12 protein-coding genes are annotated in these 19680 nt (G+C 50.0%); 6 read left to right on the plus strand and 6 right to left on the minus strand.

The genetic code is table 11. From position 1 onward, the window contains the following. The first annotated feature begins 96 nt into the window (after window positions 1-96). The 3 genes from B160_RS0105250 to B160_RS0105260 all read left to right on the plus strand — a co-directional run bounded on the left by B160_RS0105250 (window position 97) and on the right by B160_RS0105260 (window position 6294). The gene (locus B160_RS0105250; protein ID WP_026309538.1) at window positions 97-3270 is read left to right on the plus strand and encodes a SusC/RagA family TonB-linked outer membrane protein; all 3174 of its coding nucleotides are present in this window, start codon (window positions 97-99) and stop codon (window positions 3268-3270) included. 11 nt (window positions 3271-3281) lie between these two features. After that, window positions 3282-4724: a SusD/RagB family nutrient-binding outer membrane lipoprotein gene (locus B160_RS0105255; protein WP_018626834.1), complete on the plus strand. Its 1443-nt coding sequence runs from the start codon at window positions 3282-3284 to the stop codon at window positions 4722-4724. 325 nt (window positions 4725-5049) lie between these two features. Then, window positions 5050-6294 carry a peroxiredoxin family protein gene (locus tag B160_RS0105260; protein WP_018626835.1) on the plus strand — a complete coding sequence of 415 codons (1245 nt, stop codon included), beginning with the start codon at window positions 5050-5052 and terminating at the stop codon, window positions 6292-6294. A gap of 167 nt (window positions 6295-6461) precedes the next feature. Here the strand turns inward: B160_RS0105260 and B160_RS0105265 are convergent, their stop codons facing one another. From B160_RS0105265 to B160_RS0105275, 3 genes are all read right to left on the minus strand, one after another. Further along, window positions 6462-7475 (minus strand): zinc-binding alcohol dehydrogenase family protein, encoded by a 1014-nt coding sequence (locus tag B160_RS0105265; protein ID WP_018626836.1) that lies wholly within the window; start codon window positions 7473-7475, stop codon window positions 6462-6464. A gap of 95 nt (window positions 7476-7570) precedes the next feature. Beyond that, the gene (locus B160_RS0105270; protein ID WP_026309539.1) at window positions 7571-8590 is read right to left on the minus strand and encodes an aldo/keto reductase; all 1020 of its coding nucleotides are present in this window, start codon (window positions 8588-8590) and stop codon (window positions 7571-7573) included. Window positions 8591-8694: 104 nt separating this feature from the next. Then, the gene (locus tag B160_RS0105275; protein ID WP_026309540.1) at window positions 8695-9732 is read right to left on the minus strand and encodes a nucleoid-associated protein; all 1038 of its coding nucleotides are present in this window, start codon (window positions 9730-9732) and stop codon (window positions 8695-8697) included. A gap of 533 nt (window positions 9733-10265) precedes the next feature. On the opposite strand from B160_RS0105275, the gene B160_RS0105280 reads away from it, so the two are divergent. The 3 genes from B160_RS0105280 (at window position 10266) to B160_RS30450 (ending at window position 14705) form a co-directional block, all read left to right on the plus strand. Beyond that, window positions 10266-10859, plus strand: a complete 594-nt coding sequence (locus tag B160_RS0105280; protein ID WP_026309541.1) for a dihydrofolate reductase family protein — start codon at window positions 10266-10268, stop codon at window positions 10857-10859. 141 nt (window positions 10860-11000) lie between these two features. Further along, the gene (locus tag B160_RS0105285; protein ID WP_018626840.1) at window positions 11001-11477 is read left to right on the plus strand and encodes a GNAT family N-acetyltransferase; all 477 of its coding nucleotides are present in this window, start codon (window positions 11001-11003) and stop codon (window positions 11475-11477) included. A 387-nt stretch (window positions 11478-11864) separates the two neighbouring features. Further along, on the plus strand, window positions 11865-14705 hold the full coding sequence (locus B160_RS30450; RefSeq protein ID WP_169539996.1) for an FG-GAP repeat domain-containing protein: 2841 nt from the start codon (window positions 11865-11867) through the stop codon (window positions 14703-14705). 234 nt (window positions 14706-14939) lie between these two features. On the opposite strand, the gene B160_RS32365 is transcribed toward B160_RS30450, so the two are convergent. From B160_RS32365 to B160_RS0105305, 3 genes are all read right to left on the minus strand, one after another. After that, the gene (locus B160_RS32365) at window positions 14940-15074 is read right to left on the minus strand and encodes a hypothetical protein (RefSeq protein ID WP_018626842.1); all 135 of its coding nucleotides are present in this window, start codon (window positions 15072-15074) and stop codon (window positions 14940-14942) included. Window positions 15075-15236: 162 nt separating this feature from the next. Beyond that, window positions 15237-17441 carry an alpha-galactosidase gene (locus tag B160_RS0105300; RefSeq protein ID WP_018626843.1) on the minus strand — a complete coding sequence of 735 codons (2205 nt, stop codon included), beginning with the start codon at window positions 17439-17441 and terminating at the stop codon, window positions 15237-15239. Between the two features lie 9 nt (window positions 17442-17450). Continuing rightward, window positions 17451-19676, minus strand: a complete 2226-nt coding sequence (locus B160_RS0105305) for an alpha-amylase family protein (protein WP_018626844.1) — start codon at window positions 19674-19676, stop codon at window positions 17451-17453. Window positions 19677-19680: the final 4 nt, after the last annotated feature.

The raw sequence follows: 19680 nt of genomic DNA on the forward strand, positions 1-19680 counted from the left end.
TTTAATTCGTTTTTATTTAATTGACGGCCTGAAGCCGAACGGGACCCGTATGTTTCAGCCGCAACCATCCGAATACTTTAAAACATATACATAACGATGAATCAATTTCTAAGACAAATGATTTTTGCAGCGGTCTTTCTTTTACCTGTATGGGGTGCTGCACAATCTGCAACGATCACGGGCACTGTAGAGGAACTTCAGTCCGGCACTCCCCTGGCCGGTGTAACCATAGAAGTATCCGGAACCAACCGGCGTACGCTTACTAACGGGCAGGGAAACTTTTCGATAGCGGCCGGACCGCATGCCATCCTGCTTTTTTCTTATGTGGGATATGCCAATCATCAGGTGAATACCGATACCATACGGGGAAACCTGAGGGTACAGCTGCAAAGTTCCAATACCGCGCTCGACGAAGTAGTGGTAACGGCATTGGGTGTAACCAAGGCCAAAAAATCCCTGGGGTATGCCACGCAGGAGTTAAAGGCAAAGGATATTTCCGAAGCGAAGGAAACCAATATCGTAAATGCGCTGGCAGGAAAGATCGCCGGGGTACGTATCACCAATACCCAGGGAGATATGGGGTCATCCCGCATCGTGATCCGCGGTGAAACTTCCATTGCCGGGAACAATCAGCCGCTTTTTGTAGTGGATGGTATCCCGGTAGATAATTCACAGCTGGGCGCCGGAGGCTCGCGGGATTACCGCAATGCGATCGCGGATCTGAACCCGGAAGACATTGAGACCATCAGTGTGCTGAAAGGACCGAATGCCGCGGCGCTTTATGGTTCGCGTGCAGCACAGGGCGTGGTATTGATCAAAACAAAAACCGGCCGGGGCAAAAAAGGGCTGGGAATCACCTTAAATTCCAATGTGAACATTGCCAGCCTGCTGATCCTTCCGGAGTATCAGAATGTTTTCGGACAGGGCTCCGAAGGAAAGTTCAGCTATGTGGATGGCAAGGGCAGCGGTGATAACGATGGCGTGGATGAGAGCTGGGGCCCAAAAATGGATGGCCGGCTGATCCCGCAGTTCTATTCCAACGGGGAGCCGGTGCCTTTTGTACCGCATCCCAACAATGTGCGGGATTATTTCCGGACCGGCATTACTTACAGCAATGGCATCGCATTGGCCAATGCCGGCGATAATTATGATTACCGTATTTCTTACAACAATGAAAAGCAGCTGGGTGTGGTACCCAATAGTGAAGCGAAGAAAGACAACCTGTCTTTTAATGCCAACTATAATGTAACGTCCAAATTAAAAGTGGGCGTAAGCGCAAATTATATTCTGAATAATGCGCCCAATCTTCCGGGTGCCGGCGGTAAACGGGCTACCAGTACCATGCTCCAGTTTACCTGGTTTGGCCGGCAGGTAGATATCGGCCAGCTGAAGAATTATAAGGACGCCGATGGCAACGGCATTAACTGGAACAATAGTTATTACAGCAACCCGTACTGGATCGCCTATGAAAATACGGTAAGCCAGCGGCGGAACCGGATCATCGGGAATGTGAATATCAACTATACCATTCTCGACGGGCTCAGTGCCAACTTCCGTACCGGTACTGACTATTATAACGACCGTCGTAAGCTCCGGGTGGCGTATGGTACCAATGGCACGCCTTTTGGCTCTTACGAAGAAGATGCATATGGTGTAAATGAAAATAATACAGAAGCCACACTCCGGTATAATAAAAATATCAATGGCAACTTTAGCCTGGATGCCCTGGGTGGATGGAACGCGCGCACAAAAATTTATGAGGAAAATATCCAACAGGCGCCCCGCCTGGCAGTGCCGGATGTATATACCCTGGCCAATTCAAGAGATCCTCTGGTGTCTTCCAGTTTTTATTCCAAATCGAAGATCTATAGTGCCTTTGCATCCGCGCAGGTGGGATATAAGAACATTGCCTTTGTGAACTTAACGGCCCGTAACGACTGGTCATCTTCGTTGCCGGAGCAGAACCTTTCCTATTTTTATCCGTCGGTAAATGCCAGCCTGATCCTGTCGGATGCGTTGAACATAAGAAGCAATACGCTGAATTTTCTGAAACTGAGAGGCGGGTGGTCAAAAGTGGGGAGCTCCGCGGATCCTTACCAGCTGATCAATATCTTTAATTTTAACGCGCCTTTCCTCGGCAACCCGCAGCTGATCACTTCAACAGTTGATCTGAATCCCGAGCTCAGATCGGAAACGACCAACTCTGCAGAGGCCGGGCTGGAAGCGGCGCTCTTTAACAACCGGGTACGGCTGGACCTGAGTGTGTACAATACCAATAGCATTGACCAGATCTTAAAGGTAGATGTAACTGCCGCAACCGGCTATAATCAAAAACTGATGAATGCGGGTAAGATCAACAATAAAGGCATTGAAGTACAGCTGGGGCTGATCCCTGTAAAGAACAACGACCTTCAATGGAACGTAGATCTGAATTATGCGGCCAACCGGAGCCGGGTACTGATACTGGATTACGAACAGCGGCTGCAGAATTATGTACTGGGCTCCTACCGTAGCGTACAGGTGCTTGCTTCTGTAGGAAAACCCTACGGTACTCTGTTTGGGAATGCATACCTGCGGGATGCACAGGGCAATATCGTGGTAAACAGCAGCGGCATCCCCTTATCAGACCCCAATAAGAAGGTGCTGGGTAAGTTTACTCCGGACTGGGTAGGCGGTATCAGCAACAGCCTTACATATAAAAATTTCAGTGTTTCCTTCCTGGTGGATGCCAGCATTGGCGGATCCCTGTTCGCCGGCACCAACTCCACCGGCAGCTACACCGGTGTGCTGGCGCTTACGCTACCGGGCCGGGATGCGGAACTTGGGGGGCTTAGCTATTATTATCCTGATGATAAAAAGATCAATGGTACCAGGGCCGGTACCAGCGGGCCCAACGGGGAAACCGTGTATGACGATGGTATGATCTTTAAGGGCGTGACCGCCGATGGTCAGCAAAACACTGCCATTATACCGGCCTCCCAGTATTACAAAGCAGCCCGGAGCATTGAGGAAGAGTATGTGTACGATGCTTCCTATGTAAAGCTGAGGGAAGTAAAGCTGGGGTATAATCTGCCCGCACAGTGGATCCGGAAGATCGGTTTTCAGGGAGCATCCTTTTCTGTAGTCGGCCGTAACCTCTGGATCATTCATAAAAATGTACCGAATATCGATCCCGAAGTGGCCTTTAATACCGGCAATGCACAGGGGCTGGAGGATTTGACGCTTCCTACCGTACGGAACATCGGATTTAACCTGAACTTAAAATTTTAAAAACGGCAGTCATGTATAAAAATATATTTTCACTCGTTGTTATAGCATTTATTCTTTCGTTTACTGCCTGCAAAAAGAACCTGGCGGAGATCAACCGGAACCCCAATGCCGTGGAGGACCCACAGCCGGATTATTTGTTGACGGCGGCAGAAAAAACAGCTGCGGATAGTTACTGGGGCGCAGACAATAACTTCAATTCCAGTTTGCTGATCATCCAGCACTGGGCAAAGATCCAATATACAGAACCCGATCGCTATATCTTCAGCAACAGCAGCTTTACCTCGCTCTGGAACACCGGCTATGCGCAGGTGATCACCAACCTGAATACGATCATCCAGTTCCCGGACGGGAAGGCCAACGCTAATTACAAAGCCGTAGCAACCATTTTGCGATCCTGGATATTTCAGTTGCTTACAGACGCTTACGGGGCAATACCCTATAGCGAGTCCGGAAAGATCAAGCAGACCCTTACACCCGTATATGATACGCAGAAGGATGTGTACTTTGGTTTGCTCGATGAGCTGAAATCGGCCACGGCCACACTGAACCCGGCTGCCGGCAGTATTTCCGGGGATGTCTTGTATGGCGGTAGTCTGGATAGCTGGAGAAAGTTTGCAGGAGCGCTCCGGCTGCGCATCGCCCTTCGTATTACCGACCGCGAACCGGAAAAGGCCCGGGAAGTGATCAGCGAGGTAACGGCCAACCCTTCCCTGCTAATCGCCGGCAACGGGGAGGCCGCCCGGTTGATCTACGATAAGCCGCCCTTACAAAACCCGATGGCCGCCTGGTTTTCTACAAGGGATGACTACCGGGTGGGCAAAACCATCATCGATAAATTATATGCGCTGAATGATCCCCGTCTGGCGGCATTTGCTGATAAGCCCACGGACCCTTCTGTTACCAGTTATGTAGGGGTACCCAGCGGGCTCACCAATAGTGACGCCAACAACCTGGGGTTTTCAAAAACGTCAAAACCCGGTCTTGTGTTTTTCCGTTCGGATGCCAATCCTGCCGTGATCCTGAGTTATCCGGAGGTATTGTTTAACCTGGCTGAAGCTGCGGCGCGGGGGCTGTACAATGGCAATGCAGCAGATCTGTACAAACAGGCTATAACGGCCTCCCTGCAGCAATACCAGATCGCAGATAACACGGTGATCAATACGTATCTCAATCAGCCGGCGGTAACCTACAACCCTGCAAACTATAAGAAGTCCATTGGCGAGCAAAAATGGATCGCATTGTATGGTCAGGGACTGGAGGCGTTTGCCGAATGGCGCCGGCTGGATTATCCCCAACTGATGCCGGGGGCATCCGGGGTGCTGGATGGAAAGATACCGGTGCGGTTTATCTATCCGGGTACGGAGCAATCACTCAATGGGGTCAATTATAAGGCAGCCGTGGCCGCCCAGGGTACGGATAACCTGTTGACAAAGCTATGGTTTGATGTAAATTGATCATTTAATATCCGTTTCGTCACCTGGAATTTTCTATTAGCGGTGTAAAATCTACACGGCTATGGAGTCATCGCCTTCCATCATTCTGCGCATCATCCGGAAGCCTTCGGTAAGGGGCCGAAGAATGTTGCGGTTACCGGCCAATGCATCATACAATCTGTTATTGGCGGTGTAATTGAAAGATTTTCCGAATTGAAGGGTGACCCGGCTGCGCCGGCATGACGATCATTAAAACTCCGGACTCATATTTAAACTTCATGACGGACTTTGCAGTTCAACCAAATAACTGGAAACATTGTTTTAACTTCAACAGATCTAAAAGAACATGCGGAAAACATATTTATACCTTCTTTTTTCGTTCCTGGTGCTGGCCCCGGTGGCCGGCCGTGCACAGGGCATAAAGCCCGGTATCTGGCAGGGCGTGTTACAGCGGCCGGACGGGCAGCACATCATTTTTAATTTCGAATCGGCCACGCTGAAGGGCCGGCCGGTGTTGTACGTCATCAACGCGGGCGAGCGTTTGCTGGTAGATGCCATCCGGCAGAAAGGAGATTCCGTCTGGATACAGATGCCCTTTTTTGCCTCCGGATTTGCATTGCGGGTTGAAAAAAATGGAAACCTCAAAGGGGTATATATAAAAAATTATGGTACACGTAAGGAGGAAATTCCGTTCTATGCACTGCAGGGTGTGGCCGAGCGGTACCCGCTCACCAAACCGGCGGCGGTGGATATCAGCGGTCGGTGGGCCGTGTCCTTTAGCTCCGGCAATGGTAAGACGCTGCAGGCCATTGGTGAGTTTGCGCAGGAAGCCGGCGGCCGGATCACAGGTACCTTTCTGACGCCTTCGGGTGATTACCGCTACCTGGAAGGATCGGTGAGCGGAGATTCGCTGCACCTTTCCGGTTTTGACGGGGGACATGCCTTTGTATTTACAGCGCTGCTGAATGATAAGGACAGCATTCGCGATGCAGCAGTATATTCGGGGTTAAGGGCGCCGCAAAGCTGGACTGCCCGGAGGAATGATACGGCGGCGCTTCCGGATGAAAATACTTATACCAAATTAAGGGAGGGCGAGAGCCGGCTGAACTTCCGGTTCCGGTCTACCTCAGGGGAGTGGATCTCCATTAATGATGCCCGGTATAAAAATAAAGTGATCATCGTACAGATCCTGGGCTCCTGGTGTCCCAATTGTATGGATGAAACCGCCTTCCTGAGCGAATATTACACCCGCAACAAAGCACGGGGTGTGGAGATCATCGGGCTGGCCTATGAGCGTACCGGGGATTTTGAGGCTTCCCGCAAAGCGCTGATCCCTTTTCAAAAACGGTACAATGTAAAATATCCTTTCCTGGTAACGGGGGTTTCTGTTTCGGACGAGCAACGGACGGAGAAAACACTGCCCCAGCTGGAAAGCATCAGGGCCTTTCCAACATCCATTATAATTGATAAAAAAGGCAATGTCCGGAAGATACACTCCGGTTTTAATGGCCCCGGCACGGGGAAGCATTACGAGGAATTTAAAAAAGAGTTTGAGTCTTTTATAGACGGGTTGCTGAAGGAACCCTCTTAGAAACTGTTTAAAAACAGAGCCATTAACCATTAAGGCATTGAGCATCATTAGGCGGTTACAATTCTTAATGGATCTGAATTTCTTAATACCTGCCAGAACGATCATTTGGACAGGTTTTGGGCTTCTTAATATTTATATTCTAATAATTGAAATTTAAACAGCAGTTCTTAAAATTGCACCATCGCTTTGATCACGCCTGTGGCAGGGTTAAGCCAGCTCTCGAACTGTTCGGGCACTTCATCAAAAGCAACGGTATGGGTGATGTAGGTTTGCGGCCGGATGCTGCCTGTCTTCATATTTAGGATAACGTGCTCAAAGTCTTCCCTTACCGCGTTGCGACTGCTCATTAAAGTGCTTTCCCGTTTGTGAAATTCCGGGTGGCTGAAGGAAAAAGCTTCTTTTTGCAGACCGATCAGTACATAACGGCCTCCGTGCGCCAGGTATTGAATACCGTTGTTGATCGCCTTCAGGTTACCGGTAGCATCGACGACCACGGTAGGAAAATCACCATTGGTGATGGCTTTCACCTGCCCGATGGCATCCGCGCCTGACCCATTCACAACAGCATGTACGCCCAGATGCTCTTTGCAGAAACGCAGCCGGTCTGCATTGATATCCAGGGCAATTACTTGAGCCCCGGCTATACGGGCCAGTTCCATAGTGCCCAGCCCGATGGGGCCTGCACCGATCACCAGCACATACTCACCCGGTTGCACCCCGGCCCGGCGTACGCCATGTGCCCCGATCGCCAGGGGCTCTACGAGTGCCAGCTCATCCGCATTAAGGCCCTGACCCTGCAGCAGGCTGCCGACCGGCACCAGGATCTCTTCCCGCATGCCACCGTCGATGTGCACGCCAAATACCTTGATCGCAGCGCAGCAATTCGGCTTACCGGTCCGGCAGGCGATGCAGGTACCGCAGCTGAAATAGGGCATGATGGTAACGGTTTCGCCCGGTTCAAAACCTTCGGCTCCGCCGGTATCGGTCAATACTCCGGATAGCTCATGCCCCAGGATGCGGGGATAGCTGAAGAACGGCTGGGAGCCTTCAAAGGCATGCAGATCTGTACCGCAGATACCTACCCGCTTCAGGCGGATGCGGGCCATGTCATGTGTGGCTTCAGGAAAAGCATCTTCCCGGAACTCAAAATGGCCGGGGGCCGTGCAAACTAAACTTTTCATTATTTAAATAATTGTCAAAATAACAATTAACTGTTGAGTTGAGCAATTTTAGCTTTGAGCGATCAGCTAATAACTGACAGCTAAAAGCTAATCGCTTACAGGTAAGGATAATCCGCGGCGATCAGTCCGTCTTCTTTCAAAAGTTTCCAGAAATCGACGGGGATCTCCATATGCCCCATTTCTACATTTTTACGCACACGGGCCGGGTTGCTGCTGTTTAAGGCAATGCTTTTTACGCCCGGCACATGAAGTCCAAAATAAATGGCTGCCGCGGCAGGGTCGATCTCAAACGCGCGGCAGATCTCATAATAGCGGTCGCGCCACTGGTAATAACGCGCATGCTCCGGGTTGTTGCGATCCAGCAGGATGTAATTAAAATAATCGCTGCCCATCAGGAATCCGCCATGGAACACCGCGGAGTTAATAATAGCAATACCCTGTTGATACAGGCTATCCATAAATGCGATCAGGTCCCGGGGGTGCTGGTATATGGTAAAACTGTTGGCGATCATGACCCAGTCCAGTTTTACATCCCTGGCAATTTTTTCAATTGCCCTCCAGTCTTTAGCCCCGATGCCGATGCCGGCCACTTCGCCCTTTTCTTTTAGTTCGGTAAGCGCCCGGTATGCACCCAGGATATCCTCGTACCGTTTCCGGTAATCGGCATCGTCCGCGGCCGCTGCCAGGTATTCATCCGGGTCATGCACAGAAACCAATTGTGGTATATAACCGCCCAATAGCTCGTTTCCCTGCCGGAAACACTCTAAAATACCCTCGTAGCTGATCTTCTGCTCCGCATCATTCTTCAGGTTATGCCAGATACCTTTTTCAAAAGTAGGTTCGGATGTGATAAGCGGTTTTTGTACCCAGGCCAGTTTATTGCTGATCAAGACTTCGTTCCTGGCAATGCCCAGATCCTTCAGACATTTTCCCAGTTCTTCCAGGGCCAGCCCTGCACCATATTTACCGGCAGAATCAAACAGGGGAATATCCCCGGCCGGCGTAGCGGCAATGTATTCTTTTACAATGGCAAGTTTCTCTTCATAAGGCAATGCCCGGTACAGGTTGCCCAGCAGACTGGTTCCGGAACACACAACAGGTAACTTTATTTGCATGGGTCAAAATTATCTGAAATGAAGAACATTCATCATTCTATATTGGCGGATTTCTATATTTTATTAACCGGTTTTAACAGTTTGGAAGGGTGGGTGTGCTTCGCTTATTCTTCATTATGAAAATACAACTTATAAAACCGCCCTTTATCGTCCTCTCCATGCTCGATCATGTTCCGGTCGCCGTGGATGTAGATATGAAAATTCTTATCCAGTTTGATCACGCTTTTATAAGCCCGGTTCTGCCGTTTTACCGCTGCAGGTGAAATGGAGAAGTTATCCGCGATCTCAATATCCCGCTCGGCGGAATAGTGTTGCTTATAACGATCAAAGCTTTCCACGTATTCTTTATGGTGCAGTACTTCGTTGTTGAAGGTTTCCTGGTCAAAATGCTGTTTCTCTTTAAAGAAGCTGAGGCTCCGGTTCAGCAGGTCTGCCTGATCGGCCTTCGTCACGTTATATTGCTCCGGCAAATGATCCACTACATATGATTTGTACAAGGCCATGGTACTTTCTGTATTAAAATACTGGTCCTGCCGCTGCTGGATCCGCAGAAAGCTATCGGTCCAGTAACGGGCCTCCGGCGATTTATTTTTGGTATCCACAACGGAAATGATATAGCCGTTTTCCTTATCCGTATTAAAGATCATACAGCCTTTGTCCAGCTTGTTGATGTTGATGCCCTCTTCGCTTTCCACTTCAAACGCATCTTCTACAGGGAACACTTTTAAAAATGGCTCCTTGTTTTCCGATTTGAACAGCCCGATGGCGTCCACGGTTTCACCATTCAGCAGCCCTTCTTTAAAATACACCACGTAAAATTCCCCGCCTTTAATGCTGGGATGGGTGCCCTGGTTGTAGAGGTGCTGGGCCAGGTTTTTGGATTGGGCCAGGGTTTGCTCCGGCTTTTCAAAAATGGCGGAAACATAGTTCCAGGCCTCATTGGAGCTGATATGGCCTTCGGCGTAAAACTGGAAATATTCTTCCGACTTAAAAGGATTCAGAAAATAGCGGGTCATCAGTTCCTTCACTTCCGGGTCTACCGCCAGCTCTTTTTTAGAAAGCGTCAGGTACTCGTCTTCCGATTGATTGCCCACTTTATGTACGGCGATATGGGTGATTGCCGATCCTTCAAAATACTGCATGCTGCTGTTTTTAAAACGGCTGCAAAGTAATGCAAAACCCGGGAAACCGTCGCGGTAAGGGTTGAACATTTTCAACGCCTGTTATACCAATTTGCGGGGTTGAAAATCATATATTGTGCAATGTGCTGGTATTCCGTGTTATTACGGATAATGTGGTCGAAATAATTGCGTTGCGATATTTTGGCCCTGGACGCGAAATCATTCTCATACCAGCGAAACCACTTGGTAATGCCTATTTTAGACCCGCGGACGATGGGTCCGACTATTTGTGATGGGGAACGAAACGGGGAAACCCGTTGGGGCGAATCAATATCCGTCTCATTTTCGGGCGAAATGTTTTTCGCCTTACAGTTATTGCAATAATACCGTGAATGCGATTGGGCATTATTGCGGAAAATCACCAGGCCGGTTAATCCCCTCGCTTTCCTCCCCCAAAATTGTCGTATTTACACTGCAAAAACACGGATTTTATGGGCGAGCTTCGTATTGTAAAAAATCATTTTTGGGCAACTTTAAAAAAGGAGATACATATCATGCGGAACATAATCGTATCAGAAATGATCACATTGGATGGAGTGATGCAAGGCCCCGGAGGCCCGGAAGAAGATGTGTCCGGCGGGTTTAAATATGGCGGCTGGACAGCGGCTTACGGGGATGAGGAATCCGGCAGGGTCTTCCAAAAACAGATGCAACCTGCCGATTATCTTTTGGGTAGGAAAACATTTGAGATATGGGAAGACTATTGGCCACAACATAACGATTTCTGGCCGGCTGTCAATGCGGGTACCAAATATGTGCTGTCTGCCACCCGGAAAAGTTCGGATTGGAGAAACTCCGTTTTTCTCGAAAGCCTGGATGGGATCAGGAAACTTAAGGATACAAGCGGCCCGGACATACAGGTCTGGGGAAGTGGCAAACTCGTACAACTGTTACTGCACCAGGATCTGGTGGATGAACTCTGGCTCAAGATTTTTCCGGTGACGCTTGGTACGGGTAAAAAGCTGTTTGAAGACGGTCCTATTCCTGCAGCATTTACATTAACGGAGAGCACCATTAGCCCGGGCGGCGTGATTTTTGCTAATTACAAACGGGCGGGGGCGGTGAAGACGGGGAATGCTGGCGTGTAAAAGAACAGTTGTCGTAATCATTCGGATACCAACTGGAAGAAAAGCAGGATTGCTGTATAGATTTGCGTGATTTCGAAAAATATTAAGAGCGTAATGTGTTATCGGCATATTTGTAGATAGCCTTTATCCTAACAAATGATAATGGAAAACAAAATACTATTGCAGCCGACAGTGGTTGCTGATCTGGAGCAATTCTTTATCTTTCAGCTGGACAAAGAAGCCAATTACCTGGCGGCTTTTACTGCTAAAGATCCGGCAAACAAAACGGCGTATTTAAATAAGTACACAAAATTATTGAGCGAACCTACAGTGCATATGCGTACCATCGTGGTAGGCAATGCTATTGCCGGCAGTATCTCAAAATTTGAAATGGAGGGCAATGCAGAGATCACCTACTGGATCGGCCGGGATTTCTGGGGCAAAGGGATCGGCACCGCGGCGCTTAAGAACTTTCTGGTCATTGAAAATGCCCGGCCCATTTTTGGACGGGTTGCTTTTGATAATATCGGTTCTCAAAAGGTTTTGGAAAAGTGTGGTTTTGTAAGAACCGGCAAGGATAAAGGCTTTGCCAATGCACGGCAGCAAGAGATAGAAGAGTTTATTTATAAGCTGGCGTAATGGCATCGCATAAAATACATGGGTTCATCCGGGGGCGCTATCTGATATATCAAAGAACGATAAAGCTGCTGAATCGTTAATGCCCATAATCGTAATCAACATTGTTGCCGGCGGTACACGGAGCATCTTAAAGGCGGACTCCCTTTGAGAAAACCACTTATCCGGTGAACGTAGCCGGCACCCTATGTTGCAAGGGTAGCCCTGCCCTGCCGGCTTATTGGGTTATTTTCTTTATTTTTACGGCTATCTATTTAAAAACTACGACCCAAGCCTCGTTATAAACCGCGCTATTTATGGAATCACACAGCCTCCATTAATTGGGTTTAACCAGGCATACCGTTAAACAACAATGCAATGATAAACATGATGCCCCCGGCCAAAAAGCTTATGAAACCCTTCGTGTGCATGATCGTCCTGTGCCTGTGCCTGCCTTCGGCAGCGCAGGTGGTATTTTCAAAAGCCGGTTACCAGGCCGGCCTGGTGGGCAAAAAGGTAATTGCTGCCGATTTTAACGGCGATGGTAAGCCGGACCTGGCCATTGCAAATGGTTTCTGGAACCCGGCGGCAGATAATGGCGTAAACGTATTGCTCAATAAGGGCAACGGAGCCTTTAACGCAGCGGTGGTATACCTGCCGGGCAGTGAAACAAACGACCTGGCTGTTGGCGACCTGGATAATGATGGCCACCAGGATATCGTTGCAGTAATCGATACCGTAAACGCCCAGGGCGCCTTTCCGGGCGGGCAACTGGTGCTGTTGCGCAATAATGGCAGTGGCGTTTTTGCCGCAGCAGCGCATTACCCGATCGACAATAATATTTTAGCCGTAGCCGCCGGCGATTTTAACGGTGATGGAAGGGCCGATGTGGTGGTAGAAAAAGATGGGGACATCGTATCCGTTTATCTGAATACCGGCAACGGTACCCTGGCCGCCCCGGTAGCTGTTGATGCCGGTGGCACCCGGCAGCTGGCGGTGGCCGATCTTAATAATGACGGCCGCCCGGACATAGCAGCCGCCAGCGGAGCGGGTAACGCGGTTTCGGTAATATTCAATACCGGCAATGGAACCTTTGGCTCTCCTGTCCGCTACCCCGTGGGGCGGTATGCGCATTACGTTACCATTGCGGATGTGGACGGCAACGGGTATAAGGACCTGGTGGTATCCAATCGCGCCGATGGCTCCATATCTGTATTACGCAATGACGGCAGCGGAGCCTTTGGTCCGCAGGCCGTTTACAGGGCGGGGCAGAGCCCGTCAGCGGTAGCAGTGGGCGACCTGGATGGGGATGGTAATGCCGATATTGCCGTGGCAAACGTATCCTCAAGCAACCTGTCTATTTTAACCGGTAACGGCAACGGCACCTTTCGCACGGGGTATTCTGCGGGGCTTATGAGCAATCTATACTCGGTTGCTATGGCCGATTTTAACGGCGATGGCAAGCAGGACCTGGCCACAAATTCAGATATCAATGCCATGCATCTTTGGGTATGGCTCAATGCCGGCAGCTATGCACCCAATGCCGCCAATATCCTGTATGTAAACCAGGCGGTGGACCAAATGGCCGCGGGGTATACCGGCAACGGATCTTCCTGGGAAAATGCCGTTCCCGATCTGGCAGATGCGCTGCAATGGGCCGCTGCGCACAAAAGCAGCTGGACAACAAACGCCCCGTTAAAGATCTATGTAGCCAAAGGCCGGTACCTGCCGGGGTACACACCGGAGGATAACCATACGGACCCGGCCAACCCGGCCGACAGCCGGGACAGGGCCTTTTTGCTGGTACCCAATGTAAAGCTTTATGGCGGCTTTGACCCGGAAGGCGGCATTACGGAGCCGTGGCAGGCCCGTATTTTTGATGCAGGCGGCAGCATTTTAAGCGGCGATTTTAATAATAATGATGTGGTAAGCGGCAGTGGCGCCTCTTTAATTATTACCGGTAACAATGAAAATGCCTATCACGTGGTGGTGGCCTCCGGTAATGCCGGCAGCGCCGGTATGGATGGGTTTACCATCAGCGGCGGTCATACCAACAGTGCAAACCCTGCTTCAACAATAGCGGTAAATGCAAAGAACATTGTGCGGGGCGATGGGGGTGGCATGTACAGCGGCGAAGCATCGCCCCAGCTTACCAAACTTATCATTCAAAGCAATACGGCTGCTGCTAGAGGCGGTGGTATCTTTATTTGCGATGGTGCCCAGCCGGTATTTACCAACAGCCGCATCAGCGGCAATAAAGCGGGTAAGGGGGGCGGCATCGGCAACCAGAACACCGGCTCCCCTGTTTTCAGGAACCTGGCCATCAGCGGCAATAGCGCAAACGAGGGTGGTGGTGTGTACAATGCCAATGCCGCGCCTGTTTTTGCCAATGCTACGATTACCGGCAACAGTGCTGCTACCGGCGGCGGGTTCAATAACCGGGTGTTTGCGGCGCCCGCGGTATACAACAGTATTATATGGGGCAACCAAAAGAACGGGGATGCTGCCGCAGCCGGGGCCGATGTTGAAAACGCCCCCAATGCCTCCATCGTTGTAAAAAACAGCATTACACAGATTTTTAACACCGGTAATGGTGCGGATAATAACTTAACCGGTATTGACCCGCTTTTTACAAATGCGGCCAACGGGCAGTATACACTGCAGCCAGGCAGCCCGGCGCAAAACAGCGGCAGCAATGCATTGTATACCAGCGCTGGCGGCACCATCAGCAACGACCGCGACCTGGCCGACAACATACGCCTGTCGGGCAGCAATATCGATATGGGCGCTTATGAAAGTCAGAGTGTGCTGCCGGTATCGTTTGGCGTCTTTACCGCGGTTATAAAAGATGGCCGGCTGCTGGTAAACTGGAGCACGGAAACAGAAACCAATAATGATCATTTTTTAATACAGCTTTCTGCAGACGGCACGAACTGGCGAACCGTTCAAACGGTACAAAGCAAGGCCGCAGATGGTAACAGCAACACCTCGCTGGAGTACAGCAGTTCCATTCCGTTAACGGCATTGGGTGTAAGCGCCGGGTTCTTATTGCTGGGACTAGTGGTTTCCAGTCGCAAAAAAAAGAAAACGCTTATAATGGCAGCAGTCCTGCTTTGTGCACTGGCCTTCTCCTGCAGTAAAAGGGATATTGCCAAAACCATCGAAAGCGGTAAGCTGTTTGTACGCATCGTACAGGTGGATAAGGATGGCACGCAGCGGGTATCAAAAGTGATTCGCGCGGTGCAGGAGTAAATAAATACGCAATCGGAAGGCAGCCGGAACAAAGATCGCCACGGAATGCAAATGAACAAAAACTGATTTAGACGCACTACCCGGATTGTGGATTGAAGGGGTAGATGCCACCTGGGGATACACGCCGTGGCGGGGAAGTGCTAAGTGTTTTTACGCTGCGCCATTGGCGCAGCGCCGTGTATTTGTGACATAAAAATAGCGGTGATCAATTACATGCATACGGTGCACCAGGTACTACCGCAGCAGATCCAGCAGCACATAGATGAATAGCGCGACTGTTGCCACCGTGCCACAGATAAAAAAGCCACCTAAGAATTGCAGGTATCCGCTTTTTTTTTGCTTTAACGGGAGTTCATGTTTGAGGGACATATGCTTCTGTTTTGTTTCAGACATAAAGTTCCCCTCATGAACAGGCGTATCAAAGCGTAAAAGCACGGGTTTTTTACAGGGTTTTTACGGTAGCGCGATAAAGCTGTCAGCCATTAGCGGTAGACTTCTGATGGCTCAAAACTCAAAGCTGACAGCTCGCTTCTACAACGCCTCGATGCTCAGCACCACGCTGGAGCGGCTGGATGTTACATTGGGATTGAATCCGATGGTCATCAGAAAATCACCGCTGTAAATTTTGCTTTCATCGAGGGTGGTCTTTTGCTTGTCGTAGAGATTGAGCTCTTTTATCCGGTATTTTTTTGCGGGATCGAGCCCCTGTAATGGAATGGGGTTTACAGCGGCTTCGCTGATATACCGCGCGTTTGTAAGATAATTGAACATGACCGCCCGGTTTTTGTCCTTGTCGACAAACATCAGGGATGCAAGGTCTTTTTCATAAGGATTGGCCAGCCGGTACAGATCACCATGCCAGACGATATCCTTAAATCCGTTGTAGTTCTTAACCGCCTGCTGGCAAAAAGAGCGGTCTTCCGGCTTGAGCTCGTTGGCGCGGATGTCGAACCCAAGCTTGCCCATAGAAGCTACGTCCACCTTGTATTTTAAAGGTTGTTTTCCCCAGTCCGTCACGTGGTTGCACATGGTAATGGCCGGGTAGTAATAGGAGTAGTTCCATTGAATGAATACCCGCTCCAGCGGATCGGTATCATCGCTGAGCCAGAACTCGGTAAAGTATTTTAATAATCCGTAATCCGAACGTCCCCCGCCGCCGGAGCACAGCATCATGGGCACCGTGGGATATTTGGCGCGGATGCGTTGGAGTACCTTTTCAAGTCCGCGGGTGTATTCTACATACAAATGCGATTGCGGGATCTTGCTTTGCTCCAGGTATTTGGAGTGCCCGTTAAAAATGGGGGCGTTGCAATCCCATTTGATAAAAGCCAGGTCCGGGTTCTTTTTAAATAAACCATCCACTACACCAAACACAAAATCCTGTACCCGCGGGTTGGTAAGATCCAGTACCAGCTGGTTGCGGTAATAGATCTCCGGGCGCTTTTCTTCCCGCAGTACCCAGTCCAGGTGTTTTTCATACAATTCACTTTTTGGATTGACCATTTCCGGCTCGATCCAGATGCCGAATTTGATGCCTTGCTTCCTTGCTTCATTTACCAGGTAGGGGATACCATCCGGCAGTTTCTTTTTGTTTTCCTGCCAGTCGCCCAGCCCGGCCTTATCTCCGTTCCGGGGATACTTATTGGCAAACCAGCCGTCATCCAGTAAGAAAAGATCCACCCCCAGGTCTTTTGCTCCTTTGAAGAGCCCTACCAGTTTTTCCTGGTCAAAGTCAAAATAAGTAGCTTCCCAGTTATTCAGCAGGGTAAGGCGCTGGCCTTTTCCATCCAGCAACTGGTGATTGCGCAGCCAGGCCTGCAGGTTGCGGCTTCCGGTGCCGGTTCCGGTAAATGAAAGAGTATAGGTGAACCGTGGTGTTTCAAAAGATGTATCGGGCTGCAGATCGTAGGCCGACTGGTAGGGGTTAATGCCCGCCACCAGGTGCATTTTTTTGTTGATGTCGGTTTCAAACTGGATGGAGTAGTTGCCGTTCCAGGCGATCTGACCCAGCATTACCGTTCCACTGGTTTCTGTAGCAGGTGCATCCAGCGCCAGCATAAAATTGGGGGAGCCGATCAGGTTTTCGCGGGTGCCCAGTCGAGATTGGATGGTATGCATGCCCTGTTTCAGCTGTGTGTGCTCCGGCTGCATCTCTTTTGCCCAGCTGCCGTTATAGCTGGTGAGATAATAGTCCTTATTGTAAAAGTAAAGATTGGCAGAGGCGTATTTGTTCAGTGTTACTTTTCCTTTTTCCGTATGCCGGATCACGCTCCATTGCTCAATGACGTCTTCCTGCTTCCATGCCTTGAAAAAAAGATCTACATAAAACGGATAGACCGCATCTTTTAAAGTGATCTTTGTAAGTGTAGCGTCATCTTCATTGATGACTGTTTTGTTTTCATAACGAAGGTCAAGTGAGTTGTTCCCATCTGCGTGTACCACAGCAATGGCCGGCTCCGAGAAATTGTTGTCGATACCTGCCACTGTAAAGGCACTGTTGTTAGAGCTGCCGCCGTCGCCGGTAAGATGGTACATCCGGTCTGCTGCTGGATATTCTTCCGGCGCCTGTAATCTTTTTCCGGTATGGATGATCTTTAAATGATTGTTTTTGTCTGTTTGCAGCACCACGGCTACATTCCTGGTTTCGACGGGGATGGTGATCGTTTGAGCATATGCCGATCCGAAAAGAATAAAAACAGCTGCGATCAGTCCGGATATTTTTTTTGTAACGTTCATGCTAAAGGTTTAGTGAATTGGAATGAGTTGAAACAATTGTGCGTCCCTTGCGCTGGTATTCACCGGGAAGGTTTCCTGCTCTTTTTTCCAGGTGGCAATGGTCCGGCCTGTGAAAAAATCGGTCACGTTATAATTCCTGTTTTGCAAGCGCATCTGTTTTCGCGAAAATACGGTATTAAAATCCTGGCTTAAGCTAAAGTTCAGGGTGGATAACAACAGGGTGTCGCCGGGTAGATAAAAGCTGAGCTGCTGATCCTGCGAAAGCCCATCCGGTAATTTTAACGGATGAAAAGCCCGTGGATGTGAAAAGAAGCGGCACAGGGAAGCATTGTTCAGGTAGGTACGGCCTCTTGCCGCGGCGATGCTGTCCCTGAAATCGGTACCATCCCCCAGGATGCTTCCCATGGTGATCATACTGATAAGACGGGTGCGTACATCCTGCTCGGGAATGTCTGCATTCTTCTGAAAATTTTTCATTACCACCACATCCATATTGGTATAGGGCCAAAAAACACCCTGTGCCCATCCCAGGTGGGAAGCGCTGATCATGGAAGACGCCGTGCTTCCGTAATGCGGAAATCCCGGAAGGTCATCCCTGAAGTGGGAATAAATATCTGTGGAAAGAAACCGGGTATGTGCATACTGATAGGGGAATAAAGGGGAGATGGCCTGGGTGATAAAGATGTCCGGCCCCAGGATGGAATCGATCAGCGATTTCAGCATTTTCATACCCCTGTTGTAGGCCTGCATACCGGTGTGTACTTTCGGATCAAAGCGGGTGGTGGATTCCAGCGCGCCTGCGGATAGGAAATCGATCTTTAAGAATTTAGCGTTGATCGCTTTGGCTTTTTGCAGTTCACCAATGATCCGCAGGCGGGTGGCGGGATGCGTGGGATCCAGCGGGAACGCGCCAAAATCCCCGTTCTTATAAACAATGGTTCTCCCACTATTGTCCTTTAGTGTTACTTCCCGTATGGGCGTTTCGGTATATTGGAGCTTACCTGTTTCCACGGAGCTTTTCCAGGTCCACACAGCAAAAGGAATAAAATAGAAGCCCAGTCGTTGCCGGTGTTGCGCCGCATAGCTGCCGATGGAATGCAGCACGTCTTTTGTATAAATGCCCTGGTCGTAAGAATCGATGCTCAGCACGGTGCTGCGCTGCCTGGAAAAATTGGGGAGCGCTGCCAGGTAGTCCACGATTTTGGGAACGTCTGCGGGCATCATCCTTTTTTCGTATCCCAGAACGCCTTCCACTCCAAAGCTGTTCCAGTAAAAGGGGGCCGGATGTTTCCATTGCAGGGCGCCATTGAGCTGTACATTGGCGTGGGCATAGTGCTCGAAGGCCATTGTTCTGCTGAGGGAGGCATCCATAAAAACAAGCGGTGCAACAATGTGCATACCCTTCATGGCTCCGTGTGCCACCACATCGTGGGTGCCATCGTAGCCGCCGTACTCGGCCGGAAGCGTGGAATTGTCCGGTGTGGATGCCCCACCGAAAATTACCAGGGAATCCAACCATCCTTTGGATACAGATGCGCCGTAGCGAATGCCGGTTTTCCAGAAGTCATGATCCACCGCCCCCATAACAAACCCGGAAAGCTGCTCCTGGTCATAAAGGGATATGAATTCATAACTCGTTCCGGATGGCGGGTGTGATGGTTCCCAGCCGGCCGCCAGTATTTTTACCCAGTTGTCATTGTCGAACGGCACATCCAGCACCCGTGGCATATTCCCGGGGATATGTACGGAGCCGCTTGTTTCCGGCAGCACGGCAAGCGGACTGCTGTAATTGGATTCGAGCACTGCCCCGTTGAGGGATTGCAGTGCAGCGGTAAGCAACAGTCCCGGCCGGTCTTTGTAGATCCGGAGCTCCTGTGTCAGTGTTAAGCCTGTTATGCCTCCTTCATGTTTAAAGATAACCCGGAGGCCTTTTCCGGTTTTATCCCCGAATGCATTCAGGGACACCGAATGCCGAGCGAATCCGCTGCTTGAGACCGTTCCCTTTTTTTTGTCTTTAAAGAGGGCCGTGGTATTAAGAAGTGCCGTACCATTGGCAAAGCGATAGCTGATGGTGCCACTGGCCTTGTTTAAGGTTATCCGGCAGGTGGTTGTATGCATCACTGCGCTGTCCCTGTATTGCTGAACATCCTGGGCAATAATGACCGGGTAGCTGCCTGAAAGGAGCAGGCAACAGCAGAGCAGCCGGCTTTTTATTTTTTTTAATGGTATGCGCATGATT

The organism is Niabella aurantiaca DSM 17617 (genome assembly GCF_000374125.1).
Taxonomy (GTDB): domain Bacteria; phylum Bacteroidota; class Bacteroidia; order Chitinophagales; family Chitinophagaceae; genus Niabella; species Niabella aurantiaca.